We start from the raw sequence: 26,197 nt of genomic DNA on the forward strand, positions 1-26,197 counted from the left end.
CCTGCCGGGCAGGGCCGGCGCGGGCCTCGGGCTCGCGCTGGCCTCGGCGGTCTCCTTCGGGCTCTCGGGGCCGTTCGCCGGAGCGCTGACCGCGGCGGGCTGGTCGGCATCCGGCGCGGTGCTGGTGCGCCTCGGCGGTGCGGCGGCGATCCTGGTGGTCCTGCTCGCCGTCACCCGGCCCGGGATGCTCGCCGCGATCCGCGCCGACGCCCCCGCGCTGCTGCTCTACGGCGTGCTCGCGATGGCCGGGGTGCAGCTCGCGTTCTTCAGTGCGCTGCAGTACCTGCCCGTGGCGATCGCGCTGCTGCTGGAGTACCTCGGGCCGATCCTCGTGATCGCCTGGGTGTGGCTGGTGCGGCGGTCCCCGCCGACGCCACGGACGGTGCTCGGGGCGTGCGTCGCCCTCGTCGGGCTCGCCCTGGTCGTGCAGATCTGGTCGGGTGCCGCGCTGCGCGTCGAGGGGCTGGTCTGGGGGCTGGTCGCCGCCGTCTGCCAGGCCGCGTACTTCCTCGTCGCCGACCGCGCGAGCAACGCCACCCCGCCGCTCGTCCTCGCGGGCGTCGGCATGACGGTCGGCGCCGTGCTGATCGCGGTGCTCGGCCTGGTCGGGGTGCTGCCGGTGTTCGTCGACCCGTCGGTGACGGGGGTGGTGCTGGCCGGCGTGGACGTCGGGTGGCCGGTGGCGGCGGGGCTGCTCGTCGTCGTCTCGACGGTGGTCGCCTACCTCACCGGGGTCGCCGCGCTGCGCCGGATCGGGGCGACGCGCGGGTCGCTCGTCGCTCTGCTGGAGGTGCTGGTCTCCGCGGTCGCATCCTGGTTCCTGCTCGGGCAGCTGCTGACCCCGGTGCAGGCGGTGGGCGGGGCGCTGATCCTGGCCGGGGTGGCGCTGACGAACACCGCGCGGCCCGCGGCGCTGGCGGAGCCGGGCTGATCGGGTCGCAGGACGGCCACCTCCACGCAACCGGATGGCGTGCAGGTGGCCTTCCTGCGGTCGGGGTGCGCGTCACCACCACCTCCATCCCCGCCGCCGCGGTGCGGGCGGGGGAGCGGCGGGTGGCTCCGGCGGAGCGGGTGGCGTGCGGGCGTCGGTCCACTGCTGCACGGCGGCGTCGGCGTCGATCCGCTGCACGCTGATCCGCGGGCCGCTCGGGAACCGCAGGTGCTCGACGATGCGGACGTTCAGCTCGGCCACGGCGTCGCGCACCGCGCGCTCGGTACGCAGCGCGGCGAGGGTCTCCGGCAGCCGGTCGATCGCCTTGCGCAGCTGCACCGACGGTGGCAGCAACATCTCCCGCGAGATCCCCTCGCGGTCGAGGTAGCGGCGCAGCCACCAGTCCTCCGACGGGTCGTCGAGATGCGGGAGCGGTTTGCCGCGGCCCGGCAGGTTCTCGAACGCACCCCGCTCCGCCCCCTCCCGGACGGCCCGGTCGATCGCCGATTCGTACGGCCGCTCCCCGTCCCGCACCTGCGCCACGCTGTCCGACGGTAGTGGCCGCACCGGCGTCGTGCCACGGGCATCCGGGCCGCGGGTACGGTTCCGTCCCGCGATCCGAGTCGTGATCTTCCGGATCATCGGACTATTCCGGACATCCTCCGCGGCCGCTAGCGTCGGGGACCATCCCGAACGACCACCGCGGAGAACCGTCAACGTCCCACCCGTCAGCAGCCTCGTCCGAGGGAGCCGCACACGTGACCGCGACCACCGAGAAGTCCACAGAGAAGTTCGTCGGCCAGAGCATCCTGCGGCGCGAGGACGCCGCCCTGATCACCGGTCAGGGCACGTTCACCGACGGCATCGCGATGCCCGGCGCCCTGCACCTGGCCGTCCTGCGCAGCCCGCTCGCGCACGCCCGCATCACCTCGGTCGACCTCACCGCCGCACTCGCCCTCCCCGGCGTCGTCGCCGCGTTCACCGGGGCCGACCTGGCCTCGGAGTTCGCGATCGGGCTGCCCTGCGGCTGGCCGGTCACCGAGGACATCAAGATCCCCGAGCACCCGCCGCTGGCCGTCGACGAGGTCAACCACGTCGGCGACGGCGTGGCGGTCGTGCTCGCCACCGACGCGGCGATCGCGGAGGACGCGCTCGGCCTGGTCGAGGTCGACTACGAGGCGCTGCCGGCCGTGTTCGACGTGGAGGCCGCGCTGGAGCCGGGCGCCCCGCTCGTCCACGAGGCGCTGGGCACCAACCACTGCTACACGTGGCCGCTGGCCACCGGCGACGTCGACGCGGCGTTCGCGCAGGCCGACGTCGTCGTCGAGGGCCGCTACCTGCAGCAGCGCGTGCTGCCCTCGCCGATGGAGCCGCGCGCGGTCCTCGTCAGCCCCGACCCGGTCGGCGGCGGGTTCACGATCTACTCCTCGACGCAGGTGCCGCACTTCCTGCGCGACATCGGCGCGATGGTCGTCGGCATGCCCGACTCGAAGCTGCGGGTGATCGCCCCCGACGTCGGCGGCGGGTTCGGGGCCAAGCTCAACGTCTACGCCGAGGAGGCGCTGGCCCTCGCGCTCGCGCGGCGGCTGAAGAAGCCGGTGAAGTGGACCGAGTCGCGCTCGGACCACCACATCGCCACCACCCACGGCCGCGGCCAGGTCCAGCGCATGTCGGTGGCGGCCACCCGCGAGGGCAAGATCCTCGGGATGAAGGTCGACCTGCTGGCCGACATGGGCGCCTACCTGCAGCTGCTCACCCCGGGCATCGCGGTGTTCGGCGCGTTCACCTACTGCGGGCTCTACGACTTCGGGTCCTACTCCTTCACCTGCCGCGGCGTGTTCACCAACCTCACCCCGACCGACGCCTACCGCGGCGCCGGGCGCTCCGAGGCCGCCTACGCCCACGAGCGGATCATGGACGACCTGGCCCGCGAGCTGGGCATGGACGCCGCGCAGGTGCGGCTGATCAACCTGCACCCGAAGTTCCTCGAGCCGCGCACCGTCCCCTCGGGCGTCCTGTACGACTCGGGCGACTACGAGCCCTGCATGCGCGAGGCGATGCGCCTGGTCGACTACGACGCCGTGCGCGCCGAGCAGAAGCAGCGCCGCGAGTCCGGCGACCCGGTGCAGATCGGCATCGGCATCGGCAACTTCACCGAGAGCGGCGGGCTGTCGCCGTCGAAGGTGGCCGCGGGCGTGCGTCTGCAGAGCGGCGGCTGGGAGGCCGCGACGGTCCGGATGCTGGTCAGCGGCAAGGTCGAGGTCGTCACGGGCACGTCGCCGCACGGGCAGGGGCACGAGACGGCGTGGTCGCAGATCGCGGCCGACGCCCTCGGCGTGCACCCCGACGACGTCGAGGTCCTGCACTCCGACACCGCCATCGCCCCGTTCGGCCGTGACACCTACGGCTCGCGCAGCCTCCCCGTCGGCGGCGTGTCGGTGCACCTGGCCGCGCACAAGGTCGTCGACAAGGCGAAGACGATCGCCGCGCACCTGCTCGAGGCCTCCGAGGACGACCTGTCGTTCGAGAACGGGCGGTTCGCCGTCGGCGGCACCGACGCGGGCATCACGATCCAGGAGGTGGCGATGGCCGCCTACCTCGCCGACAACCTCCCCGACGGCATGGAGCCGCTGCTCACCGCGGAGAACGCGTTCGACCCGCCCAACTTCACGTGGCCGTTCGGCACGCACATCTGCGTGATGGAGGTCGACACCGAGACCGGGTTCTCGCGGATCCGCCGGTTCGTCGCGGTCGACGACTGCGGGCACGTCGTCAACCCGGAGATCGTGGCCGGGCAGCTGCACGGCGGCATCGCGCAGGGGATCGGGCAGGCCATGTTCGAGGAGGCCACGTTCGACGCCGACGGCAACCCGACCACGGCCACCCTCGCCGACTACCAGTTCGCCGCGGCCTCCGACCTGCCGCACATCGAGCTCGGCGCTACGGTCACGCCGTCGCCGACGAACCCGATGGGCGTCAAGGGCATCGGGGAGTCGGGGGCGATCGGCTCGTCGCCCGCCGTGGTGAACGCCGTGATCGACGCGGTGGCCCACCTCGGGGTGACGCACATCGACATGCCGGCCACGCCGCAGAAGGTGTGGCGGGCGCTGAAGGAGGCGCGGTGATGGTCGACATCAACTGCGACATGGGCGAGGCGTTCTCGATCTACCGCTGCGGCGACGACGAGGGCCTCATGCCGCTGATCACGCTGGCCAACGTGGCGTGCGGGTTCCACGCCTCCGACCCGTCGGTGATGGCGTCGACGGTGAAGCTCGCCAAGGCCAACGGGGTGCGGGTCGGGGCGCACCCGTCGCTGCCCGACCGCGAGGGCTTCGGCCGCCGCGAGATGAAGATGGACCGCTCCGAGCTCACCGCGGCCGTGCTCTACCAGGTGGGGGCGCTGGCGGCGTTCCTGCGTGCGGAGGGCATGGAGCTCCACCACGTCAAGGCGCACGGCTCGCTCTACGGCATGGCCGCCCGCGACGAGGAGGTGGCCGGCGCGATCGCCGACGCCGCCGACGTGTTCGGCGTGCCGCTGATGGGCATGGCCGGCACGGTCCACGAGCAGGTCTGGGGCGAGCGCGACGCGGGGTTCATCTCCGAGTACTACGCCGACCTGGACTACCGCCCCGACGGCTCGTTGATCATCACCCGGAAGCACGACGCCTTCGACCCGGCCCGGTCGGCCGAACGGGCGGTGCGGGCCGTCACCGACGGCGTCGCGACCGCCGTCGACGGCTCGGAGATCCCCGTCCGCGCCGACTGCGTCTGCGTGCACTCCGACACCCCCAACGCGGTCGAGCTGGCCACCGCCGTCCGCTCCGCACTCGCCCCCCACCTGTAGGAGATCCCATGGCCCGCCACGAGGTCGTCTCACCCATCCCCGGCGTGTTCTACCGCCGCCCCGACCCGGACAGCCCGCTGTTCACCGACACCGGGGAGACCGTCGGCGCCGACGACCCGGTCGGCCTGGTCGAGGTCATGAAGTCCTTCCACGAGGTGCCGGCCGGTGCGGCGGGCACCGTGGTGGAGTTCCTGGTGGAGAACGAGGCCGAGGTCGACGCGGGGCAGGCCGTGGCGGTGATCGAGGCGTGAGGCGGCTGCTCGTCGCCAACCGCGGCGAGATCGCCGTCCGGATCGTCCGCGCCGCCCGTGACCTCGGCATCGAGACGGTGGCGGTGCACAGCGCCGCCGACGTCGACGCGCCGCACGTGCGGCGCGCCGACCGGGCCGTCGCGATCGGACCGGCGCAGGCGTCCAAGAGCTACCTCGTCATCGAGGGCCTGATCGAGGCGGCGAAGGAGTCCGGCGCCGACGCGGTGCACCCCGGCTACGGGTTCCTCTCGGAGCGGGCGTCGTTCGCGGCGGCCGTCGCCGACGCCGGGCTGACGTTCGTCGGCCCCGACGCCGCGACGATCGAGCGGATGGGCGACAAGGTCGCGGCGCGCGAGGTCGCGCGCGACGCGGGCGTCCCGACCGTGCCGGGCACGCCCGGTGGCGTCGAGGACGTCGACGCCGCGGTCGCGGCCGCGGACGAGGTCGGCTACCCGGTGATGCTCAAGGCCGCCGCGGGCGGGGGCGGGCGCGGCATCCGGGTCGTCGAGGACGAGGCGGAGCTGCGGAAGGGTTTCCCGCAGGCGTCGCGCGAGGCGTCCACCGCGTTCGGTGACGGCCGCATGTACCTGGAGCGGTTCGTCCGCCGGGCGCGGCACGTCGAGGTGCAGGTACTCGGCGACGGCGGGTCGGCGGTGCACCTGTTCGAGCGCGAGTGCTCGCTGCAGCGCCGCAGGCAGAAGGTCGTCGAGGAGGCCACCGCCCCCGGGATCGGTGACGACGTGCGCGCGGCGATGACCGAGGCCGCGGTGCGGCTGGCCACCGAGTGCGGCTACCGCAGCGCGGGCACCGTCGAGTTCCTCGTCGACGACGAGACGGGCGAGTACTTCTTCATCGAGATGAACACCCGCATCCAGGTGGAGCACCCGACGACCGAGCTCGTCACGGGCGTCGACCTGGTGGCCGAGCAGCTGCGGATCGCCGCGGGGGAGCCGCTGCGGCTCGCCCAGGACGACGTCGTGGCGCGCGGGCACGCGATCGAGTTCCGGATCTGCGCGGAGGACCCGGACAAGGGGTTCCTGCCGCAGCCCGGGAAGGTGGGGCGGGTCCACCTGCCGGCCGGTCCGTGGGTGCGCAGCGACACCTGGCTGGAGTCCGACTCCACCGTCTCGCCGTACTACGACTCGCTGCTGGCCAAGGTCATCGTCTGGGGCGCCGACCGCGACGAGGCGATCCGCCGCTCACGCCGCGCGCTGGCCGAGCTGGAGGTCGAGGGGGTGCCGACGACGACGTCGATGCACCGGGCACTGCTGGACGAGCCGTGGTTCGCCGCGGGGGAGTTCCACACCGGAACGCTGGAGGAGTGGCTATGAGCGCGCGCTACAGCTGGGGCGGCGACGAGTTCGTCTTCGTCGAGCTCGCCGAGGAGATGAGCCTGCAGGCCAACTTCCGGGCGATGGCGATCACGAACGCCCTGCGCGAGCAGCGCCCCGACGGGCTGGTCGACATCTGCCCGGCCAACGCCTCCTACCAGGTGCGCTACGACCCGGACGTGCTCGACCCGCACGCACTGATGGCCCAGCTCCAGGAGCTGGAGGAGCAGGTGGGCGACGCGTCCGACGTCGCGCTGCCCACCCGGGTGCTGGAGATCCCGGTGCTCTACCGCGACCCGTGGACGACCGAGACCCTGATGCGGTTCCGCGACCGCCACCAGGACCCCGACGGCACCGACATCTCCTACGCCGCGCGGATCAACGGCTACGCCTCCGAGGACGAGTTCATCGCCGCCCACTCCGGGTCGCCGTGGTTCACCTCGATGGTCGGGTTCGTCGCGGGCCTGCCGTTCAAGTACCAGATGGTGCCCCGGGACCGGCAGATCGTGGTGCCGAAGTACCTGCGCCCGCGCACCGACACGCCGAAGCAGACGGTCGGCTACGGCGGCTGCTTCTCCTGCATCTACTCGGTGCGCGGCGCCGGCGGCTACCAGATGTTCGGCATCACGGCGGCCCCGATCTACGACCCCACGCAGTCGCTGCCGGACTTCACCGACTTCATGGTGTTCTTCCGCCCCGGCGACATCGTGAAGTTCCGGCCGATCGACCGCGACGAGTACGACGCGCAGCTGGCGGAGGTGGAGGCGGGCACGTTCCGCATCCGGCAGGCGCCGGTGGAGTTCGCGCTGGCCCCGTTCCTCGACGACCCCGACGGCTACAACGCCCGCCTGCTGGAGGTGCTCGCATGACGATCGAGGTGCGCAAGCCCGGTCTGTCGACCACGGTGCAGGACGCCGGCCGCACCGGCTACTACGACCTGGGCATCCCGCCGTCGGGCGCGCTCGACCAGTACTCGTTGCGCGCGGCCAACCTGCTCGTCGGCAACGCCGAGGGCGACGCGGTGCTCGAGTGCGTCTACATGGGCCCCGAGCTGGTCTTCACCGCCGCCGCGGTCGTCGCGGTGACGGGTGCGGCGATGGTGCCGAAGGTCAACGGGGAGGAGCGCCCGCAGTGGGAGTCCTTCGCCGTCGACGCCGGGGACGTGCTGTCCTTCGCCTACCTCACCGGTGGGGCGCGGGCCTACGTCGCGGTCTCCGGCGGCGTCGACGTGCCCGTGGTGCTGGGCAGCCGCTCCACCTACGGGCTCGGCGCGCTCGGCGGGTTCTCCGGGCGGCCGCTGGCCGCCGGGGACGTGCTCCCGGTCGGCTCCGGGTCCGGCCCTGGATCTGAGGTCGTGGCCGGGCGGAGCGTGCCCGCCGACCTGCGCACGACGTACTCGAAGGACGTCGAGGTGCGGGTGATGATGGGCCTCTACGACCACCGGCTCACCGCGGGCGGCCGCGCGACGTTCCTGGACACCACCTGGAAGCTCACGCCCGTCGCCGACCGCATCGGCTTCCGCTACTCCGGCGCCGAGCTGGAGACCGTCGACCGCGAGCCGCCGTTCGGGGCCGGGCAGGACCCGTCGAACATCGTCGACGCCCCGTACCCGATCGGGTCGATCCAGGTGCCGGGCAGCGTCGAGCCGATCGTGCTGCACCGCGACGCGGTGTCCGGCGGCGGCTACATGATGGTCGCGACCGTGCTGTCCGGTGACCTCGACGTGGTCGCCCAGTCGGCACCCGGCACCCGCACCCGGTTCGTGGAGGTCGACCTCGACGGCGCCCTCGCGCTGCGGGCCGAGCGGCGGGCCCGGGACGGGCGGCTGCGGGAGGCGCTGGCCTGAGGCGGCCGGTTCCGCGCACCTACTCGTGCCTCGCGCACGTCCGGGCGTGCGCGGGATGCGGGAAGGTGCGCGCGGGTGGGCTACCGCTCCGGCGCACCGACCAGGTCCGGGTGGTGCCGGGCGGCGACCTCGGGGTGGGAGCGGAGCCAGCCCTTCAACGCGTTGTCACCGAACCGGGGGAGCAGGGCGTTCTGCTCCGTCTCGGTGACGCCGGGGGCGCGGGCGGCGAGCTCGGGGGTCAGCGGCACCGGCTCCAGCACGGCGTCCAGGCGCGGCGACCAGAAGAACCCGACCGACTGCCGGGTGGCGCCGGGGGCGCACGGCAGCACCCGGTGCACGGTGGCGGCGAGATAGCCGTGGGTGGCGACCTCCAGCATCTCCCCGACGTTGACGACGAGCGCGCCGGGCAGCGGCGGCACGTCCACCCACTCCCGCGTCCGGGGCAGCCGCGCCTGCAGGCCGCCGGTGCCGTCCTGCAGCAGCAGCGTCAGGAAGCCCCAGTCGGCGTGCGGCCCGACGCCCTGCGCGTCCCCGGTGCCGCCGACGTAGCGGATGACCTTGCCGAACCAGTGCGGGTCACCGGCGAACAGGGCGTCGAAGTGGTCCTCGGCGAGCCCGAGGGACACGGCGAGGGCGCGGGTCAGCTCGACGCCGACGCGGCCGAGCAGGTCGGTCCACGCCAGCACCGCGGGCCGCAGCTCCGGCAGCGCGGACGGCCACTGGTTGGGGCCCTCCAGCAGCCGGAACGGCGCGTCCCACGACCCGGGCGGGCGTACCGGCTGCTCGGGGGCGAAGTCGAGCTGCTCGCGCGCGTCGGGGTGGCCCGCGGTGATCTCGTGGCCCAGCCGGGTGTAGCCGCGGAAGTGCGGGGAGTGCCGGTTGTCCAGGGCGAGCCGGTCCTCGATCGGCAGCGCGAAGAAGCGGTCGCACAGCGCGGTCAGCTCCTGGACCTGCCCCGGCGCCGCCCCGAAGTCGGTGAGCTGCAGGAACCCGACCTCGTGCAGGGGGCCGCGCAGGCCGTCGAGGAAGCCGGGGGTGAACCGGCCGTCGGCGCCGCGGGACCCGGCGAGCGACAGGACGGGGATCGGGTCGGCCATGTCGTCCAGTCTGGACGCCGGTGTAACGCCTCGGCAACGACCGGCAAATCCTTCCTCGGCAACTCTTGCGCGTCGCTGGGGAGCGGACGCGCCACGTGCGCGGCCCCGGGTCACCGGTGACCCGGGGCCGTCGCATGCGCCGGGCCGGGTCCAGCGGTACAACGGAACCAGCACCTGATCACGTGTGCCACCGTCACGACCGAGGAGCCGGGCAATGGGAGTCATCGGGACCATCATCGGATGGGTCGTCTTCGGCCTGATCGCCGGCTTCATCGCCCGCGCGATCGTGCCCGGCAAGGACCACATCGGCATCGCGCGCACGATCGCGGTCGGCGTCGTCGGGTCCGTGCTGGGTGGGCTGATCTTCGGCCTGCTCACGGTCGGTTTCCGCGGCTTCCAGCCCGCCGGCTGGATCGGCTCGATCATCGGTGCGGTGATCGTGCTGCTGGTCTACAACCGGGTCACCGGCCGCAAGCAGAACCGCCTCTAGGAACCGTGGGTCCCGGCGCTCCGGTAGTCGGTGTAGGTGTACGGGTTGTCCAGCACCTTCGTCTCCGGGACGTCGGGGTTCATCCCCTGCAGCCAGGCGTCCTCGCCCATCGTGGAGCGCAGGTGCTCCACCGTCCGCTCGACGGTGTGCCGCACGGCGGACAGGTCGACGTCGACGAGGCGGCCGTCGCGTTTCACCACGCGCCCGTTCACCAGCACGGTGTGCACGTCGGCGCGCTGCGCCTGGAACGCGACGTGCCCGTGCGGGTTGAGCAGCGGGAACGACACGGGGGAGTGGTCGTTCCTGATCAGCACGATGTCGGCCTTCTTGCCCACCTCGACGCTGCCCAGCTCCGACTCCCGGCCCAGCGCCGCAGCCCCGCCACGGGTGGCCCACTCCACGACCTGGTCGGCGCGCAGCGACGAGTGCGTGACGGTCTCGCCCGCCGCGTGTGCCTCCAGGTGCTCGCGCGAGCGGTCGGCGCCCAGCGTGCTGCGCATCGCGGAGAACAGGTCACCGCTCCACCAGACGCTGGTGTCCATCGACAGCGACACCGGGATGCCGTGTGCGCGCAGCGCCCACGTGGGCGGGTAGCCCTGGCCCGCGCTCTGCTCGCTCTCCGTCGAGACGGAGACGGACCCGCCGGTCGCCGCGATGCGGTGGTAGGAGTCGGCCGACAGCGTGGCCGCGTGGACGTACACCGTCTCCGGGGTCATGAACCCGTGGTCGTGCATCAGCTTGATGCCGTCGTCGTTCGTGGCGCCCCAGACCCCGGCGTGCGTGCTGACGGGCACGCCGAGCTCGCGCGCGACCTCGAACGCCGGCTTCTCGGGGAACGCCGGGTCGCCGGTGACGTCGAAGGCGAGCTGGAAGCCGAGCAGGTCGGTGCCGGAGCCGCGGCGGGAGACGAAGTCGCGGAACTCCGGGGTGGCCGTCCAGTTCGCGGGGGCGTCCTGGATGTTGCCGTAGGCGAGGACGAACCGGCCCGGCACCGCCTCCAGCGCGTCGACGGCGGCGTCGGCGTGGGCGGTGGTCTGCAGCCCGTGCGACCAGTCGACGGTGGTGGTGACGCCCGCGTCGAGGGCCTCCCACGCCCCGAGCAGGTTGCCGGCGTGGATATCCTCCGGGCGGAAGATCTTGCCCCACTCCAGGTAGTACCAGACGAAGTACTGGGTGAGCGTCCAGTCGGCGCCGTAGCCGCGCATCGCCGTCTGCCACATGTGCCGGTGGGTGTCGATCATGCCGGGCATGACGACGCCGCCGGTGGCGTCGATCTCCTCGGTGCCGGCGGGCACCTCCAGGTCGCGCCCGATCGCGGCGATGACGTCGCCGACGACCAGCACGTCGTGCCCGGGCAGCACGCTGCGCCCGGCGTCGACGGTCAGGACGGTGCCGCCCCGCAGGACCACCGGACGCTCGTTCATCGCGGTCACTCCTCCATCTGCGTACACTCGTCCGTCTGACGGACAAGTGGGATCGAGCTGACTGTCGCGCAGGTCGGCGTCGCTGTCAATCCGGTCGGTTACCCTGCGCAGGACCGGCCGCGTCGAGAGGGGACCGTGCGATGCCACGCGAAGGCGCGGGCCCCGACTTCATCGAGGCGCTGGCCCGCGGTCTGGAGGTGATCGCGGCCTTCGGACCCGACCGGCCGTCGATGTCGCTCGCCGAGGTCGCCGCGGCCACCGGCCTCGCGCGCCCCACGGCCCGGCGCATCCTGATCACGCTCGACGAGCTCGGCTACGTCCGCAGCGAGGGCCGCGGCTACGCGCTCACGCCGCGGGTGCTCGACCTCGGCGTCGCCTACGTCCGGTCGCAGGGGCTGTGGGACGTCGCCCGCCCGCACATGGAGAAGCTGGGCGCCCGCACGAACGAGTCGGTCTCCATCGCGCAGCTCGACGGCTCCGACATCGTCTACGTCGCCCGGGTGTCGGTCCCCAAGATCGTGTCGCTGACCGTGCAGATCGGGACCCGGTTCCCGGCCCTGCCGACGTCGCTGGGCAAGGTCCAGCTCGCGGCGCTGCCCGTCGACGAGCTGGAGGCGGTGCTGGCCCAGCCCACCCGCTCCGGGCTGACGGCCCGCTGGCGGCCCGACCGCGCCGAGCGCGACGCCGCGCTGCGCGAGGTGCGGGCGCGGGGCTGGGCGCTGACCGACGAGCAGCTGACGCTCGGCATCCGGTCGGTCGCCGCCCCGCTGCGCGACGGGTCCGGGCGGGTGATCGCCGGGCTCAACGTCAACTGCCACGCCGCCGAGACCACGGTCGACCACCTGCTGGGGCACCACCTCCCGCTGCTGCTGCAGGCCGCGGGGGAGATCAGCGCGGACTTCGCGCGGGTGCAGGACGTGCCGCACGTCGCGGTGTCCTGACCCGACTTGACCTCCGCGGGGCCCGGGCGCAGACTCGCGAGTGGGCGGACAGTTGTCCGCCCGACGGACGAGGAGGGTGCATGACGGGACCGTTGGCGGGGGTGCTGGTCGCCGACCTCTCCCGCGTCCTCGCCGGGCCGTACGCCACGATGCTGCTGGCGGACCTGGGTGCCGAGGTCGTGAAGGTCGAGAGCCCGCAGGGCGACGAGACGCGCACCTGGATGCCGCCCGTCCGCGACGAGACCTCCACGTACTACCTGGGGGTCAACCGCGGGAAGCGGTCGATCGCGCTCGACCTGCGCGACGACGCCGACGCCGCGGTGGCCCGCGAGCTGGCCCGCCGCGCCGACGTCGTGATCGAGAACTTCAAGCCGGGCGGTCTCGCCAAGTACGGCCTGGACTACGAGTCCGTCCGCGCCGCCGACCCCCGCACCGTCTACGCCTCGATCAGCGGGTTCGGGTCCGGCGCGGGCGCGCACGTGCCCGGCTACGACCTGATGGTGCAGGCGATCTCCGGCCTGATGAGCCTCACCGGCTCCCCGGACGGGCCGCCGTACCGCGCGGGCATCTCGGTGTTCGACGTGATGGCGGGCAACCACGCCGTCATCGGCATCCTCGCCGCCCTGCGCCACCGCGACGCGACCGGCGAGGGCCAGCACGTCGAGGTCAACCTGCTGTCCTCCGCGCTGACCGGGCTGGTCAACCACAGCTCGGCCTACGTCGCCGGCGGGGTGGTGCCGACCCGCATGGGCAACGCGCACCCCAGCGTCTTCCCCTACGAGCCGCTGCCCACCGCCGACGACGACCTCATCGTCGCCGCGGCCAACGACGGCCAGTTCCGGCGGCTGTGCGACGTGCTGGGGATACCCGGGGTGGCCGACGACCCGCGCTTCGCCCACAACGCCGACCGGACGAGGAACCGGGAGGAGCTGCGTCCGGTCCTGGAGGAGCGGCTCGCCACCCGCGGCGCCGTCGAGTGGTTCGAGGCGCTCACCGCCGTCGGTGTGCCGTGCGGGCCGATCCAGAGCATCGACGGCGGGTTCGCGATGGCCGAGCGGTTCGGCCTCGACCCGGTCGTCGAGGTGGGGGAGGGCGACCGCGCCGTGCCCACGACCCGGCACCCGATCCGGTTCTCCGCGACCCCCGCGTCCTACCGGCTCCCCCCGCCGGAGCTCGACGAGCACGGGGCCGAACTGCGGAAGTGGCTGGGAGAGCCCGATGCCTGAGTACCCCACCGCGCTGGGCGCCTCCACCCGCGAGACGATCACCCTGCTCGGCCACGACCTCGCCGACGACGTCATGGGCACGGTCGGGTTCGGCGAGCTGGCGTTCTGGCTCGCCACCCAGCGCCGCCCGACGCCCGGGGAGACCCGCGTCTTCGAGGCCGTGCTCGCCGCGCTCGCCGACCACGGGTTCACCCCGACCGCGATCGTCACCCGGCTCACCTACCTCTCCGCGCCCGACTCCGTGCAGGGTGCGCTCGCCGCGGGCCTGCTCGGCGGCGGGTCGCGGTTCCTGGGCGTCACCGAGGACTGCGGCCGCTTCCTGCACGCCCACCTGCCCGCCGACCTCCCCGTCGACGACGCCGGCTGGGACGCGGTCGCGCTGGAGGTGGTGCGCGCCCAGCGCGAGGCGAAGCGGTTCGTCCCGGGCCTGGGCCACCACGTGCACAAGGACGGCGACCCCCGCACCCCGCGGCTGTTCGCCATCGCCGCCGAGGAGGGCCTGTACGGGCCGCACCTGTCGCTGTTCGCCGCGATCGGCCGGGTGCACCCGCAGGTGCTGGGGAAGACGCTGCCGCTCAACGGCGCCGGTGTCTGCGGCGCCGCGCTCGCCGATCTCGGGCTCCCGCTGGAGCTGCTGCGCGGGTTCGCGCTCCTCGCCCGCACCGCGGGCCTGATCGGGCAGCTCGCCGAGGAGCTGCGCCACCCCGTCGGCAACGACATCTTCCTGTCGGTGGACCTCAACAACCGGTCCGTCGAGCCCGACCCGTACTGAAGGACTGAAGGGGAAGCGATGGACGCCGTCACCGAGGACACCGTCACCGACCTCGCCGTGCAGCGCTGGGGCACCGCGCACGACCCGCGCACCGGCGAGGTCCTCACGGCGCTGGTCCGGCACCTGCACGACTTCGCGCGCGAGGTCAGGCTCACCGAGGCCGAGTGGATGGCGGCGATCCGGTGGCTGACGCGGACCGGCCAGATCAGCGACGCCAAGCGCGAGGAGTTCATCCTCGCCTCCGACGTGCTCGGGCTGAGCATGCTCGTCGTGCAGCTCAACCACGACCTCGACCCGGCGGCGACCCCCGCGACGGTGCTCGGGCCGTTCCACATCGACGGCTCGCCCGAGCTGGGGTTCGGCGAGGACATGAGCCAGGGCCTGCCCGGGGCGCCGCTCTACCTGTCCGGCACGGTCCGCGCGCTGGACGGCACGCCCGTCGCCGGGGCGGTGCTCGACGTGTGGCAGGCCGACGAGGACGGCGCCTACGAGGCCCAGCTCCCCGTCGACGAGGCCCGGCTGCGCGCGAAGTACACCGCCCGGCCCGACGGGACGTACTGCGTGCGGACCATCGCGCCGAAGGGCTACGCGATCCCGATGGACGGCCCGGTCGGCGAACTCATCGCGCAGACGGCGATCAGCCACTACCGGCCGGCCCACGTGCACGTCCTCGTCGACGTCCCGGGGTTCCACCCGCTGATCACGCACCTGTTCCGGGAGGGGGCGGAGTACCTCGACAGCGACGTCGTGTTCGGGACGAAGCCGGAGCTGGTCGTGGCGTTCACCGAGCGCGGGCCCGGCCCGACCCCGGACGGCGGCACCTGCGACGTGCCGTGGCTCGAGGCGCGCTTCGACGTCGTGCTGCAGCCCACGTGATCGCCGCGCAGATCCGCGCACCCGGGCAGGCGCCCGAGGTCGCGGAGCTGCCCGACCCGGCGGGGGAGGCGCTGGTCGCGGTCCAGGCCGCGCCGATCACCCCGCTCGACCTGCTGTGCGCGTCGGGCACCTCCTACTTCGGGGCGCCCGCCACGCCGTACGTCCCGGGGGTGCAGGGCGTCGGCACGCTCGCCGGTCCGCTCGGCGACCTCGCCGCGGGTACCCCCGTCTGGTTCGCGACGACGGCCGGGATGGCCCCCGGCGACGGCAGCCTGGCGCAGCGCGCCGCGGTCACCGCCGCCGACGTCGTCGCACTGCCGCCGGGCGTCGACCCGGTGCTCGCCGCGGCGCTGGGGCTCTCGGCCGTGGCCGCGTGGATGTGCCTGACCCGGCGCGGGCGCCTGGCCCCGGGGGAGACGGTGATCGTGCTCGGGGCCGGCGGGGTCGTCGGGCAGGCCGCGGTGCAGCTGGCGCGCCTCGCCGGGGCGGGCCGGGTCGTGGCGTGCGCGCGGTCGGCGTCGGCGCTGGACCTGGCCCGGTCGCGGGGCGCCGACGCCACCGTGCTGCTCGACGCCCGCGACGACCTGGCCGCCCGCCTGGCCGAGGCCTCGGGCGGCGCGGACCTGGTGATCGACCCGCTCTCCGGTGCCCCGGCCGCCGCCGCCCTGTCGACGCTGCGCCCCGGCGGCCGGTTGGTGAACCTCGGCGGGTCGGCCGCCGACTCCAGCCCCGTCGACTCGGCGACGCTGCGCAGCTGCTCCCTCGACGTGCTGGGTTACACCAACGCCTCCCTCGACACGGACACCCGCCGCGACGCGGTGCAGGCGGTGTGCCGCTTCGCCGCGGAGCGCCGCCTGACCGTCGGGTACGAGCGCGTGCCGCTCACCGACGCCACCGACGCCTGGACCCGCCAGCGCGACGGGACCGCCCGCGGGCGGATCGTGCTCGTCCCCTGACCGCCAGACCCCCGAGAACGGAGCTCCCGTGAGCCTGCCCCTGCTCCCGACGTCGCTGGTCGGCTCCTACGCCCAGCCCGACTGGCTGATCGACCGCGCGAAGCTGGCCGGTCGCTTCCCTCCCCGGGTGCGGGCGAAGGAGCTGTGGCGCGTGGCCCCGGAGTTCCTCGCCCAGGCCCAGGACGACGCGACGCTGCTCGCGATCCGCGCGCAGGAGGACGCCGGGCTCGACGTCGTCACCGACGGGGAGATCCGGCGCGAGTCCTACTCCAACCACTTCGCGACGGCCCTGGACGGCGTCGACGTCGACAACCCCGGCAGTGCCCTCGACCGCAGCGGGCACCCCAACCCGGTCCCGCGGATCACCGGCCCGATCCGGCGCACGCGTCCGGTCGAGGTCGACGACGTGCGGTTCCTGCGCGCGCACACCGATCGGACGATCAAGATGACGGTGCCCGGCCCGTTCACGATGAGCCAGCAGGCGCAGAACGACCACTACCCCGACGCCGAGGCCGCCGCGATGGACTACGCGGCCGCGGTGAACGCCGAGATCCGCGCCCTGCACGAGGCGGGCGCCGACGTCGTGCAGATCGACGAGCCGTACATGCAGGCCCGACCGGACGCCGCCCGCGCCTACGGCCTCGCGGCGCTGAACGCCGCGCTCGACGGCGTCACCGGCACCACGGCGGTGCACATCTGCTTCGGCTACGCCGCGATCATCCACGAGCGGCCGGAGGGGTACTCGTTCCTGCCGGAGCTGGCGGGCTGCCCGGTCGACCAGGTGTCGATCGAGACCGCACAGTCGGGCCTGGACCTGGGCGTGCTCGCCGACCTGGCCGGGAAGACGATCATCCTCGGGGTGATCGACCTGTCCGACCCGGCCGTCGAGACCGCGGAGACGGTGGCCGGGCGGGTGCGTCGCGCGTTCGCGCACACGGCCCCGGAGCGGATCGTGATCTCCACCGACTGCGGCATGAAGTACCTGCCGCGCGAGGCGGCCGAGGGCAAGATGCGGGCGATGTCCGGGGCGGCGGCGCTGCTGCGCGCCGAGTTGGGGTAACGCTCAGGCCACGGCCTGGGCCTGCTCCACCGCGAGCTCGTCGACGAGGTCGTTCATGGCGTCCCCGGAGTGGCCCTTGACCCAGCGGAAGGACACGTCACCGCGCTCGTTGACCAGGGTGATCAGGGGCTCCCACAGGTCGCGGCTGACGACCGGCTTCTTCGCGCTGGTGACCCAGCCGCGGTCGATCCAGCCCTTCCACCAGCGGTCGCGGAAGCAGTTGACGACGTAGGTCGAGTCGCTGACGACGACCAGCGGCCCGTCCAGCGCCCGGACGGCCTCCAGCGCGGCCCGGATCTCCATGCGCTGGTTGGTGGTCGGCGACTCCCCGCCCGCGCCGCGGCGGCCGTCCTGCGTGGCCCACGCCCAGCCGCCGGGGCCGGGGTTGCCCGAGCACGCGCCGTCGGTCCAGACCTCGAGCGCGCCGTCGGGGGCTGGCATGTCGGGGCGGGCGGGCTTCTTCGCGCGCGCGGGTGCCTTCGCCGCGGGCTTCCCCGCCGCCGGAGCGGCGTCGGCGCAGGCCACGTGGCCCCAGCCGGTGCCGGCGCGGGCGATCTCCTCGCCGGGTGAGACGCGGTTCGAGCAGACGCCGCAGGTGGTGGCGTACTTGGCGGTCATCGGCACCCGGACACCGTATCCGGGGCCCGGGTGCCGAGGAGGGAGGGGCTCAGCCGGTGTAGGGCGCGCCGAGCGGGTCGACGACGTCCCGCTCGCCGACGTCGGCGGTGAGCCGGCCCAGCGCCCAGTCCCCGTCGCCGTGCAGGTGGTCGATCGCGGTGAGCCGGCTCGTGTAGTGGCCCACCGAGTACTCCGCCGTCATGCCGATCCCGCCGTGCAGCTGGATGGCCTCCTGGCCGACGTGCCGCCCGGCCTTCGCGGTCTGCAGCCGGGCCCGGGCCGCGGCGGTGACGACGTCACCGCCCGCGTCGACCACCAGCGTCGCCCACAGCGCGATGCTGCGGGCCAGCTCCAGGGAGACGTACATGTCCGCCGCCCGGAACGTGAGCGCCTGGAACGTGTTCAGGGTGACCCCGAACTGCTTGCGGGTCTTCAGGTACTCGGTCGTGGTGGTCAGGGCGGTGCTCATCGCCCCGACCGACTCGTGCGCGTAGGCGATCCGGGCCACCGCGAGCGCCCGCTCGATGTCGGCGCGGCGGTCGCCGGTGCCCTCACCGAGCAGCTCGGCGGGGGCCCCGTCGAAGCGGACCTTGGCCGCGCGGCCGCCGTCGTGGGTGCGGTAGCCGTGCCGGGCCACGCCCTCGGCGTCGCCGCGCACGAGGAACAGCCGGGTGGCGCCGTCGGCGACCGCGCTGACCACCAGCACGTCGGCGCGGGCACCGTTGGGCACCGGCTCCTTGACGCCGGTGAGCCGCCATCCGCCGTCGGCCTCCGTCGCGGTGACCGCGGCGGCGGTGGTGCTCCACCGGCTGCCGGGCTCGGTGTGCGCGAACGCGGCCAGGACGCTGCCGTCGGCGATCCCGCCCAGCACCTCGGCGCGCTGCGCGTCGGTGCCCGCGGCGTCGACGAGCCCGCCCGCGAGGACGACGGCCTCGACGAACGGCTCGGGGGCGATGACCCGCCCGATCTCCTCGGCCACGATCGCGACCTCGACCGGGCCCGCGCCGGTGCCGCCCACGGCCTCGTCGAAGGGCAGGCCCAGCAGGCCCATCTCCGCGAGCTGTGCCCAGAGGCGCTCGTCGAAGCCGGGGTCCTGGGCGACGGCCTTACGGCGCTGGTCGATCGCGCCGTACGCGCGCTCGAGGATGCTGCGGACGGCGTCGCGCAGGTCGTTCTGCTCGGTGTCGAAGGTGAAGTCCATGATGGTCAGAGCCCCAGGATCGTGCCGGCGATGATGGTCCGCTGCACTTCGTTCGAGCCTCCGTAGATGGAGACCTTGCGGTCGTTGAGGTAGCCCGGGGCGGAGATGCGGGCCCACTCGGGGACGTCGGACTCCGCGTCGGGTTCCGCCGCGATCGACAGCGGCCCGGCGATGTCCATGACCAGCGCGGTGGCGTCCTGCTCGAGCTGCGACCCGCGCAGCTTGAGCACCGACGACGCGGGGTGCGGACGCCCGCCCGCCGAGTGCGCGACGACCCGCAGGGCGGTCAGCTCCAGGGCGACCATCTCGTTCTCCAGCTCCGCGAGGCGCGCGGCGATCCGGGCGTCCTCGATGAGCGGGCGGCCGTCGGCGGTGATCTCGCGGGCGTACTGGCGGGCGCTCGCGAGCAGCCGCTTCGTGGAGCCGACGCGGGCGATGCCGACCCGCTCGTTGCCGAGGAGGAACTTGGCGTAGTCCCAGCCCTTGTTCTCCTCGCCGATCAGGTTCTCCGCGGGCACCCGGACGTCGGAGAAGAAGACCTCGTTGACCTCGACGCTGCCGTCGACGAGCTCGATCGGGCGCAGGCTCACGCCGGGGGAGTCCATCGGGAAGACGATCATCGAGATGCCGCGCTGCTTCTTCACCGACGGGTCGGTCCGCACCAGGCAGAAGATCCAGTCGGCGTGCTGGCCCAGCGTGGTCCAGGTCTTCTGGCCGTTGACGACCCACTCGTCGCCGTCGCGGACGGCGGTGGTGCGCAGGCTCGCGAGGTCGGAGCCCGCGTCGGGCTCGGAGAAGCCCTGGCACCACCAGATGTCGAGGTTGGCGGTGGCGGGCAGGAACCGCTCCTTCTGCTCCTGCGTGCCGAACGCCGCGATGACCGGGCCGATCATGCTGGCGTTGAACGCCAGCGGCTCGGGGACGCCCGCGAGCTGCAGCTCCGAGCGCCAGATGTGGCGCTGCAGGGGGCTCCAGTCCCGCCCGCCCCACTCCACCGGCCAGTCCGGCACGGCGAGGCCCGCGGCGTGCAGGATGCGGTGGCTCTCGATCCACTCCTCGCGGGAGAGCTCCCCGCGGGCCGCGACGGTGTCGCGCATCGACTTCGGGATGGCGGTCGTGAAGAACGTCCGCATCTCCTCCCGGAAGCTCTCGTCCTCCGGGGACAGCTGCAATCGCATCGGGTTCTGCCTTCCCTTCGAGACGGGCGGGTGCCCGGTTACCTGAGAGTAGGACTTGTGCGGGGGGTCGCGCAGGCGGGGGCACGTGCTCTCTGTGGAACGATCACCGGCGTGCTCACCGCGCGGGTGTCCCGGCATCGGCCGCGGTCGCGCACCGTCGCGGGTGCCGGCGTCCCGCTCGGCTACCTCGTGCTGGCACTGGTCGTCACCGGGCGATGGTGGACGCCGCTCGGCGGGCGGGTGACCTCGGTCAACGAACCCGACTCCGTGCTGTTCGGCTGGCTGCTCACCTGGACCCCACGGGCACTCGCCCAGGGCCGCCTGCCGCTGTACTCCGACGCGCTGCACCACCCCGACGGCATCAACCTGATGTGGAACAACGGGATGGTGCTGCCCGGGCTGCTGCTGGCGCCGGTCACCGTGGCGTTCGGGGGCCTGGGCTCGGTCACGGTGCTGACGACCCTCGGTCTCGCCGCGACGGCGGCGGCCACGTTCTGGTGCCTGCGGGCGCAGCCGCTGGGCGTCGGGACCGGTCCGGCGGCCGTCGGCGGGCTGCTCGCCGGGTTCTCCCCGGCGATGGTGGCGCAGGCGGCGGGCGGGCACCCGAACCTGGTACTGAATCCGGCGGTGCCCGTCCTGCTGCTGCTCTCGGCGCGGCTGCTCACCGACGAGCGGCCCGCCCGGTCCACCGCGGTGCTGCTCGGCCTGACCGCCGGGCTGCAGGTGTACGTGGGGGAGGAGATCCTGTTCCTCTCCGGCGTCGTCGTCGCGGTGCTCCTGGTGGTGCTGGTGGTCTCCCGTCCGCGGGAGGCGTGGGCCCGTGCGGGCCGGGTCACCGGGCGGGCGCTGCTCGCGCTCGGCGTGTTCGCACTGGTGGGCGGCCCGGGGCTGGCGTTCCAGCTGTTCGGGCCGCTGCAGCAGGAGGGCAGCCCGTTCGCCACGGCGTACTACTCGACCGACCTCGCCGGCCTCGTCGTCGGCACCCCGCTGCAGGTCCTCACCACCGACGCCGCCGCCACCCGCTCGACCGCGTTCGCGGGCGGGATCGAGGAGCACACCGCGCTGCTCGGGATCCCGCTGCTGCTCGTGCTGCTCGTCGCTCTGGTCCTGCACCGCCGCGACGCCCGCGTGCGCACCGTCGCGCCGGTCGCGGTGGTGACGGCGGTGCTGGCGCTGGGACCGGAACTGGTCGTCGACGGCGTGCGCACGGGCGTCCCGCTGCCGTGGGCGCTGCTCGCCGGGGCACCCGGGTTCGAGCACGTCATCGCCACCCGGCTGCCGCTGTTCACCGCGGTGCTCGCGGGGACCGCGCTCGCGATCGCCCTGGACCGGGTGCGCGGCGAGGTGGCCGCGGTGCGCGCCGCGACGGCGTTCGCGGTGGGGGTCGCGCTCCTGCCGCTGGTTCCCGGGCCGCTCCCCGCGCAGGACGCCCCGGTGGCGCCCGCGTTCCTGACCTCCGGCGACCCGGCGCTGGACTGCCCCGGCGGCAGCGTGCTGCTCCTGCCCTTCCCCACCGCCCCCGACACCGACGCGATGGCCTGGCAGCAGGCCGCGGGGCTCTCCTTCGCCATCCCGGGCGGCTACTTCATCGGTCCGGCGGCGGACGGGCGCGCCTACGTCGGCGGGCAGCCGACGCACACCGGGCGACTGCTGCACGACGTGCACGTCGACGGCGTCGTCCGCGAGGTCACCCCCGCGGTGCGGGAGCGCTTCCGTACCGACGTCGCGCGCTGGGGGGCGTGCTCGGCCGTGCTCGGCCCGTCCCGCAACGTCGATGCGCTGGTGCTGCAGACCACCGCGCTGGTGGGGGCGGAGCCGGAGTACGTCGGGGACGTCGCCGTGTGGCGGGGTCTGGACCGCCTCCCCGGCTGAGCCGGCCCCCGATCGACGCGGCCAGCGCCTCGCCGAACGTGCTCGCCGGGGCGGCCCAGGAGCGTCCCCGGCGTCGGGTCGACGGCGGCGAGGGCGCCCCGGCGGCTCGCGAGGAACATCCCGAGCAGCATCCGGGCGTTGGCCTCCGGGACCCCGCGCGCGGGGTGCGTCCGCCGTGCACTGCTGGTCGGAGAGCGTGACGGGGGTGATCTCGCGGCCGCTCAGCCTCCAGCAGGGTCCCCAGGCGTCCGTCGCCGTCCAGGTCGACGTACTCGAGGGCGATCTCGTACCCGAGGGCGATCTCGTACTCGGGGAGATGACGTCGGGTATGTCGGTCTCCTCGGTTCGGGTGTTCGGCGCGGTCTCGTGGAGGAGGACGCCGCGCGGGCGGCGGTTGTGACAGCGCGGCCGGACAGCGAAGCGCCAGAGCGTGAGCCGGCCCGCGACCAGCGCGAGCGGGGGCCAGACCGCCCGCCCCCGTCCGACGACCGCGAACGCACGCAGCAGCACGTCCGGCCGGCGCAGGGGGAGCAACCGCACGCCCGGCTGCACCGGGACGCTCTCGGCGAGCAGGCCCACCCCGAGACCCGCGGCGACGAGGTCCTGGACCAGGTCGAGCCCGTCGGCGCGGTGCACGATCCGCGGTGTGAACCCCGCGTGCGCGGCCAGCGCGGCGACCGCCCGCTCGTCGGCGTCGTTGCGGGAGTTGACGATCCAGTCGTGGTCGCGGAAGCGATCGACGGTCGCGACGGCGGGCAGGTCCTCCGCGGCGTGGCCGGCGGGGACCGCGAGGCCCCAGCGCGCGGTCCAGAGCGGGGTGACCTCGAACCTGGGGTCGAACGTCCGCGGGGCGAGCGCGTAGTCGTAGACGAGCGCGAGGTCGACCGCGCCCCCGGCGAGCAGGACCAGCGCCTCGGCGGGTTCGTGCTCGGCGATCAGCATCCGGACCCGCGTGTCGCGCAGCGACGCGAGCAGCGGCAGCAGCGAGCGGCGGATCGCCGTCGCGAAGCCGGCGACCCGCACGGTGCCCGACGGCTCGCCCGACGGGTCCAGGTCGGCCCGGGCGGCGTCGACCGCGGCGAGGATCGTCAGGCCGTGGTCGGCGAGCCGCCGCCCGGCCGGTGTGAGCCGGACGCGGCGCCCGTCGGGTTCGAGCAGCGTCGTGCCGGTCTCGCGGGCGAGCGCGGCGACCTGCTGCGACACCGTCGACGTCGTGACGCCCAGCTCGTCGGCCACCCCGCGCATCGATCCGAGCCGGGCCAGTGCGACCAGCATCTCCAGCCGTCGGGTCTCCATCCGCGAATCGTGAACGGTATGTGCAGGAAAGTCACGTGGACATGAACGGTCCCGATGGCCTCTCATGGTCCCCATGAGCACCCGGACCGGTGCGTCCCTCGCGGTCGTCTCCATGGTCTGCGTCCAGCTGGGCCTCGCCGTGTCCGTCGGGCTGATCGACCGGCTCGGCACCACCGGCACGGCCTGGTTGCGCCTGGCGTGGGCCGGTGTCCTGCTGGCGGTGCTCGTCCGGCCGTCGCTGCGCGGGTTCACCCGCCGCGGGCTGCTGAACTGTGTCCTGCTCGGGATGGTGACCGCGGGCGTCACGCTGCTGTTCATGGCCGCCGTCGCCCGGATCCCGCTCGGCACCGCGAGCGCTCTGGAGTTCCTCGGGCCGCTCGGAGTCGCGGTCGCGCGGGGCCGCGGCCGTGCGCGCCGCTGGGCACTGATCGCGGCGGCCGGCGTGCTGCTGCTCACCGAGCCGTGGCACGGCGGGACGGATCCCGCGGGCGTCGGGTTCGCGCTGGCCGCGGCGGTCTGCTGGGCGGGGTACATCGTGCTGACCCAGAAGGTCGGGGACGAGGCGACCGGGTTGCGCGGCCTCGCGGTCTCGATGCCGGTCGCGGGCCTGACGGCCACCGCGGTCGTCGCGGTCACCGACGGGCCCGCGGTGCTCGCCGCGCTGGACCCGGGCCTGCTGCTGGTCGGGCTCGGGCTCGCCGTGCTGCTCCCGGTGGTGCCGTTCAGCCTGGAGATGCTGGCGCTGCGCCGGCTCACCACCGCGGCGTTCGGCACGCTGATGGCGCTCGAACCGGCGATCGCGCTGCTGATCGGGCTGGTCGCGCTGCACCAGGTGCCGGGCTGGGGTGCCGTCGTCGGGATCGGGTTCGTCGTCGCCGCAGGTATCGGTGCCGCGCGGGCCGGCGCCCGCCCGCTCGTCGTGGACGGGGCTCCGGCGCGGTGACGCCCGTTCGGTGACGCCCCGTTCGGGACGCCCCGTTCGGGACGCCTGCTCGGGACGCTCAGCCGGCCGGCACGGCCTGACGCCGCAGCGCCCGCGGGTGCCTGCGGCCGTTCAGCCACCGGCCGAGCCAGGTGTCGCGCACCAGCAGGTCGTAGCTGAGCAGCAGCACGACGCCGGACCCGACCCAGGTGACCGCGAGCTTGACCGGGATGGGCCAGGTCAGGTCGGCGAGCACGATCTCGATGCCGACCAGCAGGGGCAGGTGCAGCAGGTACATCCAGTACGAGGCGTCGGCCAGGTACCGCACGGCGGGCCGCTCGCGGGTGAGGTGGCGGCTGCACAGGCCGACCAGACCGTAGGTCCACGTCCAGCCGGCCACGGCGGTCAGGACCGCCGCGGCCCACAGCGGCAGCGCGGCCGACCCCAGCAGGACGGCCGCGCTGAGCGCCACCGCGGCGACCAGGTGCGCCGGCCAGGTCGCGCCGAGGCGGGGCAGCGCCGCCGTGTGGCCGTGCAGGAACCAGCCGACGAGGAACGCGCCCAGGTAGGTGACGAGCGGGGCGACCTCCGGCAGGACCGTGAACGGCTCGACGATCCCGCCCGCCGTGTGGCCCTGGACCAGCAGACCGGCCAGGTACGGCGCCGCCGCGAGCACGACGCCGAACGGCGACGCGAGCAGCGCACCGGCCCGCCCGGACAGCCGCGAGACCCGGTCCGGCCCCACCACGCGCCGGGCCACCGCCCGGACCGCGACGGTGATCAGCACGCACTCCATCAGCACCAGGAGGAACCAGAGCTGTCCCGGGGTGAACGCGAGCAGCGGGGACGACACGTCCGTCGTCACCATCGCCGGGGCCTCGACGCCGCGCAGCTCGACGTTCACCCCGGCGAGGATCCCCAGCGAGAGCACCGCGACCGGCCAGAACGCCACCAGTGGCATAAGGATCCGCAGGGTCCGGTCCCGCAGGTAGGCGCCCGCGCCGCGGCGGTGCAGCACCATCCGGCCGAAGTAGCCGGCGAGCATCATGAACAGGACCATCCGGAACAGGTGGATGAGGACGAGGGGGGCGCCGACGGCCTCCGACGTCTGCGAGTCGGTGACGAGCCAGAGCGCACCGGGGGCGAACGGGATCAGGGAGTGCAGGACGATCCCCAGGCCGAGGGCGGCGGCCCGCAGGGCGTCCAGGCCGTGCCGGCGGACGGGTCCGGACGTCGTGGCGGTGGTCATGACAGCGACGCTAGGCAGCGCCCGGCCCCCCGTCGTCCGACGTCCGGCCCCCCGGGGATCAACCCATCGACGGACCCGGGCACCCGGATGCCGGTGCAGGCGCGCCCGGGAGGCGCATGATGGGTCCATCCTCCGCCCCGGTCCCCGGCGGTCACCGATCCACACACGCCGGTCGCGCGGGACCCGTCGGACCGGCGGGAGCGGCGGCACCCGCATGCGCACCGGCCACGGACCATCCGCCCCGACACCGGCCGTGCAGGGGCGGGCGGGGTCGTGACGATCACGCGCATCGACGCCGGGGCCCTCGACGGACCGGCCCCCGGCGGCGACCTCGCCGGGGAGTCCGCAGCGCGGCACCCCACCGCCGTCGGCGGTCGGCTCGACGCCTACCTGGGCAGGGTCGTGGATGCGCTGCGTGAGCACGGGGTTCTCGCCGGGGCCCCGCAGCGCACCGACGCCACCCACCGGCTGGCCGGCACCGTCGTCCTCGACTGCACCGCCGTGCGCCTCGCCGCGTGGCACCGCGCCGCCCGGTCGAACCCGGAGCGGCAGTCCCTCGGCGGGGCGGTGCACCCGGCCCGCCCGTCGCCCGTGAGCGCGCTGTGGGACGAGCAGGAGGGCTGGTGCGTCGAGCTCGACGGCGACCCCGCCCGTCCGTCGCGGTGCTTCCTGCATCCCGACCTGCTCCCGGACGCGCAGACCGTCGCGGACTTCGTGGTCGGGCTCGCGCTGGGGCGCACCCTCGGAGCCGCCCATCCCGTCGGCTCACCCCCGCCCGGTCGCCCGCACCTGCGTCTCGTGCGGTGACGGCCGCGG

At 74.2% G+C, this 26,197-nt stretch carries 24 protein-coding genes and 1 pseudogene; 17 read left to right on the forward strand and 8 right to left on the reverse strand.

The genetic code is table 11. From position 1 onward, the window contains the following. The first annotated feature begins 1 nt into the window (after nt 1). Nucleotides 2-931: an EamA family transporter gene (locus I4I81_RS02115; RefSeq protein ID WP_218616513.1), complete on the forward strand. Its 930-nt coding sequence runs from the start codon at nt 2-4 to the stop codon at nt 929-931. Between the two features lie 72 nt (nt 932-1,003). Here the strand turns inward: I4I81_RS02115 and I4I81_RS02120 are convergent, their stop codons facing one another. Continuing rightward, nucleotides 1,004-1,474, reverse strand: a complete 471-nt coding sequence (locus tag I4I81_RS02120; RefSeq protein WP_218615766.1) for a DnaJ family domain-containing protein — start codon at nt 1,472-1,474, stop codon at nt 1,004-1,006. Between the two features lie 215 nt (nt 1,475-1,689). On the opposite strand from I4I81_RS02120, the gene I4I81_RS02125 reads away from it, so the two are divergent. The 6 genes from I4I81_RS02125 to I4I81_RS02150 are packed head-to-tail and all read left to right on the forward strand — an operon-like array spanning nt 1,690 to nt 8,203. Continuing rightward, a complete protein-coding gene (locus I4I81_RS02125) occupies nt 1,690-4,056 on the forward strand; it encodes a xanthine dehydrogenase family protein molybdopterin-binding subunit (RefSeq protein WP_226363697.1) in 2,367 nt (788 codons plus the stop codon). Next, nucleotides 4,056-4,775 (forward strand): LamB/YcsF family protein, encoded by a 720-nt coding sequence (locus I4I81_RS02130; protein WP_218602860.1) that lies wholly within the window; start codon nt 4,056-4,058, stop codon nt 4,773-4,775. The genes I4I81_RS02125 and I4I81_RS02130 overlap by 1 nt, the downstream gene beginning before the upstream one ends. Before the next feature lie 8 nt (nt 4,776-4,783). Beyond that, nucleotides 4,784-5,026, forward strand: a complete 243-nt coding sequence (locus tag I4I81_RS02135; RefSeq protein WP_218602858.1) for an acetyl-CoA carboxylase — start codon at nt 4,784-4,786, stop codon at nt 5,024-5,026. Beyond that, the gene (locus tag I4I81_RS02140) at nt 5,023-6,357 is read left to right on the forward strand and encodes an acetyl-CoA carboxylase biotin carboxylase subunit (RefSeq protein ID WP_218602857.1); all 1,335 of its coding nucleotides are present in this window, start codon (nt 5,023-5,025) and stop codon (nt 6,355-6,357) included. The genes I4I81_RS02135 and I4I81_RS02140 overlap by 4 nt, the downstream gene beginning before the upstream one ends. Next, complete coding sequence (locus tag I4I81_RS02145; RefSeq protein ID WP_218602856.1) at nt 6,354-7,226, forward strand: 5-oxoprolinase subunit B family protein; 873 nt, start codon at nt 6,354-6,356, stop codon at nt 7,224-7,226. Before I4I81_RS02140 ends, I4I81_RS02145 begins: the two co-directional genes overlap by 4 nt. Further along, on the forward strand, nt 7,223-8,203 hold the full coding sequence (locus tag I4I81_RS02150) for a 5-oxoprolinase subunit C family protein (protein ID WP_218602855.1): 981 nt from the start codon (nt 7,223-7,225) through the stop codon (nt 8,201-8,203). Before I4I81_RS02145 ends, I4I81_RS02150 begins: the two co-directional genes overlap by 4 nt. Before the next feature lie 80 nt (nt 8,204-8,283). Here the strand turns inward: I4I81_RS02150 and I4I81_RS02155 are convergent, their stop codons facing one another. Next, the gene (locus tag I4I81_RS02155; RefSeq protein ID WP_218602854.1) at nt 8,284-9,300 is read right to left on the reverse strand and encodes an isopenicillin N synthase family dioxygenase; all 1,017 of its coding nucleotides are present in this window, start codon (nt 9,298-9,300) and stop codon (nt 8,284-8,286) included. A gap of 214 nt (nt 9,301-9,514) precedes the next feature. Here I4I81_RS02155 and I4I81_RS02160 point away from each other — a divergent pair, with 214 nt between their 5' ends. After that, nucleotides 9,515-9,790: a GlsB/YeaQ/YmgE family stress response membrane protein gene (locus I4I81_RS02160; RefSeq protein WP_218602853.1), complete on the forward strand. Its 276-nt coding sequence runs from the start codon at nt 9,515-9,517 to the stop codon at nt 9,788-9,790. Here the strand turns inward: I4I81_RS02160 and I4I81_RS02165 are convergent. Continuing rightward, the gene (locus I4I81_RS02165; RefSeq protein ID WP_218602852.1) at nt 9,787-11,214 is read right to left on the reverse strand and encodes an amidohydrolase family protein; all 1,428 of its coding nucleotides are present in this window, start codon (nt 11,212-11,214) and stop codon (nt 9,787-9,789) included. The genes I4I81_RS02160 and I4I81_RS02165 overlap by 4 nt on opposite strands. Before the next feature lie 140 nt (nt 11,215-11,354). Here I4I81_RS02165 and I4I81_RS02170 point away from each other — a divergent pair, with 140 nt between their 5' ends. The 6 genes from I4I81_RS02170 to I4I81_RS02195 all read left to right on the forward strand — a co-directional run bounded on the left by I4I81_RS02170 (nt 11,355) and on the right by I4I81_RS02195 (nt 17,045). Next, complete coding sequence (locus I4I81_RS02170) at nt 11,355-12,155, forward strand: IclR family transcriptional regulator domain-containing protein (protein WP_218602851.1); 801 nt, start codon at nt 11,355-11,357, stop codon at nt 12,153-12,155. Between the two features lie 80 nt (nt 12,156-12,235). Further along, a complete protein-coding gene (locus tag I4I81_RS02175) occupies nt 12,236-13,381 on the forward strand; it encodes a CaiB/BaiF CoA transferase family protein (protein WP_218602850.1) in 1,146 nt (381 codons plus the stop codon). Beyond that, nucleotides 13,374-14,153 carry a citryl-CoA lyase gene (locus tag I4I81_RS02180; RefSeq protein WP_218602849.1) on the forward strand — a complete coding sequence of 260 codons (780 nt, stop codon included), beginning with the start codon at nt 13,374-13,376 and terminating at the stop codon, nt 14,151-14,153. The genes I4I81_RS02175 and I4I81_RS02180 overlap by 8 nt, the downstream gene beginning before the upstream one ends. Before the next feature lie 18 nt (nt 14,154-14,171). Next, complete coding sequence (locus I4I81_RS02185) at nt 14,172-15,029, forward strand: dioxygenase family protein (RefSeq protein ID WP_218602848.1); 858 nt, start codon at nt 14,172-14,174, stop codon at nt 15,027-15,029. Beyond that, complete coding sequence (locus I4I81_RS02190) at nt 15,026-15,985, forward strand: quinone oxidoreductase family protein (protein ID WP_218602847.1); 960 nt, start codon at nt 15,026-15,028, stop codon at nt 15,983-15,985. The genes I4I81_RS02185 and I4I81_RS02190 overlap by 4 nt, the downstream gene beginning before the upstream one ends. A 28-nt stretch (nt 15,986-16,013) precedes the next feature. Continuing rightward, nucleotides 16,014-17,045, forward strand: coding sequence for a uroporphyrinogen decarboxylase family protein (locus tag I4I81_RS02195; RefSeq protein ID WP_218602846.1), 1,032 nt, complete (start codon nt 16,014-16,016; stop codon nt 17,043-17,045). A gap of 3 nt (nt 17,046-17,048) precedes the next feature. Here I4I81_RS02195 and I4I81_RS02200 read toward each other — a convergent pair whose 3' ends face one another. From I4I81_RS02200 to I4I81_RS02210, 3 genes are read right to left on the reverse strand one after another with little or no spacing between them, the layout of a single operon-like run. Next, entirely contained in the window at nt 17,049-17,663 is a 615-nt protein-coding gene (locus I4I81_RS02200) for a ribonuclease H family protein (protein WP_218616514.1), read from the reverse strand. A gap of 49 nt (nt 17,664-17,712) precedes the next feature. Next, nucleotides 17,713-18,864, reverse strand: a complete 1,152-nt coding sequence (locus I4I81_RS02205; protein ID WP_218604093.1) for an acyl-CoA dehydrogenase family protein — start codon at nt 18,862-18,864, stop codon at nt 17,713-17,715. A 5-nt stretch (nt 18,865-18,869) separates the two neighbouring features. Then, on the reverse strand, nt 18,870-20,042 hold the full coding sequence (locus I4I81_RS02210) for an acyl-CoA dehydrogenase family protein (RefSeq protein ID WP_218604097.1): 1,173 nt from the start codon (nt 20,040-20,042) through the stop codon (nt 18,870-18,872). Between the two features lie 111 nt (nt 20,043-20,153). Between I4I81_RS02210 and I4I81_RS02215 the strand changes: the two genes are divergently transcribed. Beyond that, nucleotides 20,154-21,914: a hypothetical protein gene (locus I4I81_RS02215; RefSeq protein WP_218604099.1), complete on the forward strand. Its 1,761-nt coding sequence runs from the start codon at nt 20,154-20,156 to the stop codon at nt 21,912-21,914. A 531-nt stretch (nt 21,915-22,445) separates the two neighbouring features. On the opposite strand, the pseudogene I4I81_RS02220 reads toward I4I81_RS02215, so the two are convergent. Beyond that, nucleotides 22,446-23,324 (reverse strand): annotated as a pseudogene (locus I4I81_RS02220) (LysR family transcriptional regulator); the annotation flags it as partial. Between I4I81_RS02220 and I4I81_RS02225 the strand changes: the two are divergent. Then, nucleotides 23,284-24,153, forward strand: coding sequence for an EamA family transporter (locus tag I4I81_RS02225; RefSeq protein WP_225924462.1), 870 nt, complete (start codon nt 23,284-23,286; stop codon nt 24,151-24,153). The pseudogene I4I81_RS02220 and the gene I4I81_RS02225 overlap by 41 nt on opposite strands. Nucleotides 24,154-24,211: 58 nt before the next feature. Here I4I81_RS02225 and I4I81_RS02230 read toward each other — a convergent pair whose 3' ends face one another. Further along, nucleotides 24,212-25,381 (reverse strand): acyltransferase family protein, encoded by a 1,170-nt coding sequence (locus I4I81_RS02230; protein WP_218604094.1) that lies wholly within the window; start codon nt 25,379-25,381, stop codon nt 24,212-24,214. 273 nt (nt 25,382-25,654) lie between these two features. Between I4I81_RS02230 and I4I81_RS02235 the strand changes: the two genes are divergently transcribed. Next, the gene (locus I4I81_RS02235; RefSeq protein ID WP_218604095.1) at nt 25,655-26,188 is read left to right on the forward strand and encodes a hypothetical protein; all 534 of its coding nucleotides are present in this window, start codon (nt 25,655-25,657) and stop codon (nt 26,186-26,188) included. Nucleotides 26,189-26,197 lie beyond the last annotated feature (9 nt).

Source organism: Pseudonocardia abyssalis, assembly GCF_019263705.2.
Lineage (GTDB): Bacteria > Actinomycetota > Actinomycetes > Mycobacteriales > Pseudonocardiaceae > Pseudonocardia > Pseudonocardia abyssalis.

Excerpts from the sequence above, each read along its gene's own strand:
- I4I81_RS02130 (WP_218602860.1), top strand. The coding sequence starts at position 4,056 with ATGGTCGACATCAACTGCGACATGGGCGAGGCGTTCTCGATCTACCGC.
- I4I81_RS02135 (WP_218602858.1), top strand. The coding sequence starts at position 4,784 with ATGGCCCGCCACGAGGTCGTCTCACCCATCCCCGGCGTGTTCTACCGC.
- I4I81_RS02145 (WP_218602856.1), top strand. The coding sequence starts at position 6,354 with ATGAGCGCGCGCTACAGCTGGGGCGGCGACGAGTTCGTCTTCGTCGAG.
- I4I81_RS02150 (WP_218602855.1), top strand. The coding sequence starts at position 7,223 with ATGACGATCGAGGTGCGCAAGCCCGGTCTGTCGACCACGGTGCAGGAC.
- I4I81_RS02155 (WP_218602854.1), bottom strand. The coding sequence starts at position 9,300 with ATGGCCGACCCGATCCCCGTCCTGTCGCTCGCCGGGTCCCGCGGCGCC.
- I4I81_RS02160 (WP_218602853.1), top strand. The coding sequence starts at position 9,515 with ATGGGAGTCATCGGGACCATCATCGGATGGGTCGTCTTCGGCCTGATC.
- I4I81_RS02165 (WP_218602852.1), bottom strand. The coding sequence starts at position 11,214 with ATGAACGAGCGTCCGGTGGTCCTGCGGGGCGGCACCGTCCTGACCGTC.
- I4I81_RS02170 (WP_218602851.1), top strand. The coding sequence starts at position 11,355 with ATGCCACGCGAAGGCGCGGGCCCCGACTTCATCGAGGCGCTGGCCCGC.
- I4I81_RS02175 (WP_218602850.1), top strand. The coding sequence starts at position 12,236 with ATGACGGGACCGTTGGCGGGGGTGCTGGTCGCCGACCTCTCCCGCGTC.
- I4I81_RS02180 (WP_218602849.1), top strand. The coding sequence starts at position 13,374 with ATGCCTGAGTACCCCACCGCGCTGGGCGCCTCCACCCGCGAGACGATC.
- I4I81_RS02185 (WP_218602848.1), top strand. The coding sequence starts at position 14,172 with ATGGACGCCGTCACCGAGGACACCGTCACCGACCTCGCCGTGCAGCGC.
- I4I81_RS02200 (WP_218616514.1), bottom strand. The coding sequence starts at position 17,663 with ATGACCGCCAAGTACGCCACCACCTGCGGCGTCTGCTCGAACCGCGTC.
- I4I81_RS02205 (WP_218604093.1), bottom strand. The coding sequence starts at position 18,864 with ATGGACTTCACCTTCGACACCGAGCAGAACGACCTGCGCGACGCCGTC.
- I4I81_RS02210 (WP_218604097.1), bottom strand. The coding sequence starts at position 20,042 with ATGCGATTGCAGCTGTCCCCGGAGGACGAGAGCTTCCGGGAGGAGATG.
- I4I81_RS02225 (WP_225924462.1), top strand. The coding sequence starts at position 23,284 with ATGAGCACCCGGACCGGTGCGTCCCTCGCGGTCGTCTCCATGGTCTGC.
- I4I81_RS02230 (WP_218604094.1), bottom strand. The coding sequence starts at position 25,381 with ATGACCACCGCCACGACGTCCGGACCCGTCCGCCGGCACGGCCTGGAC.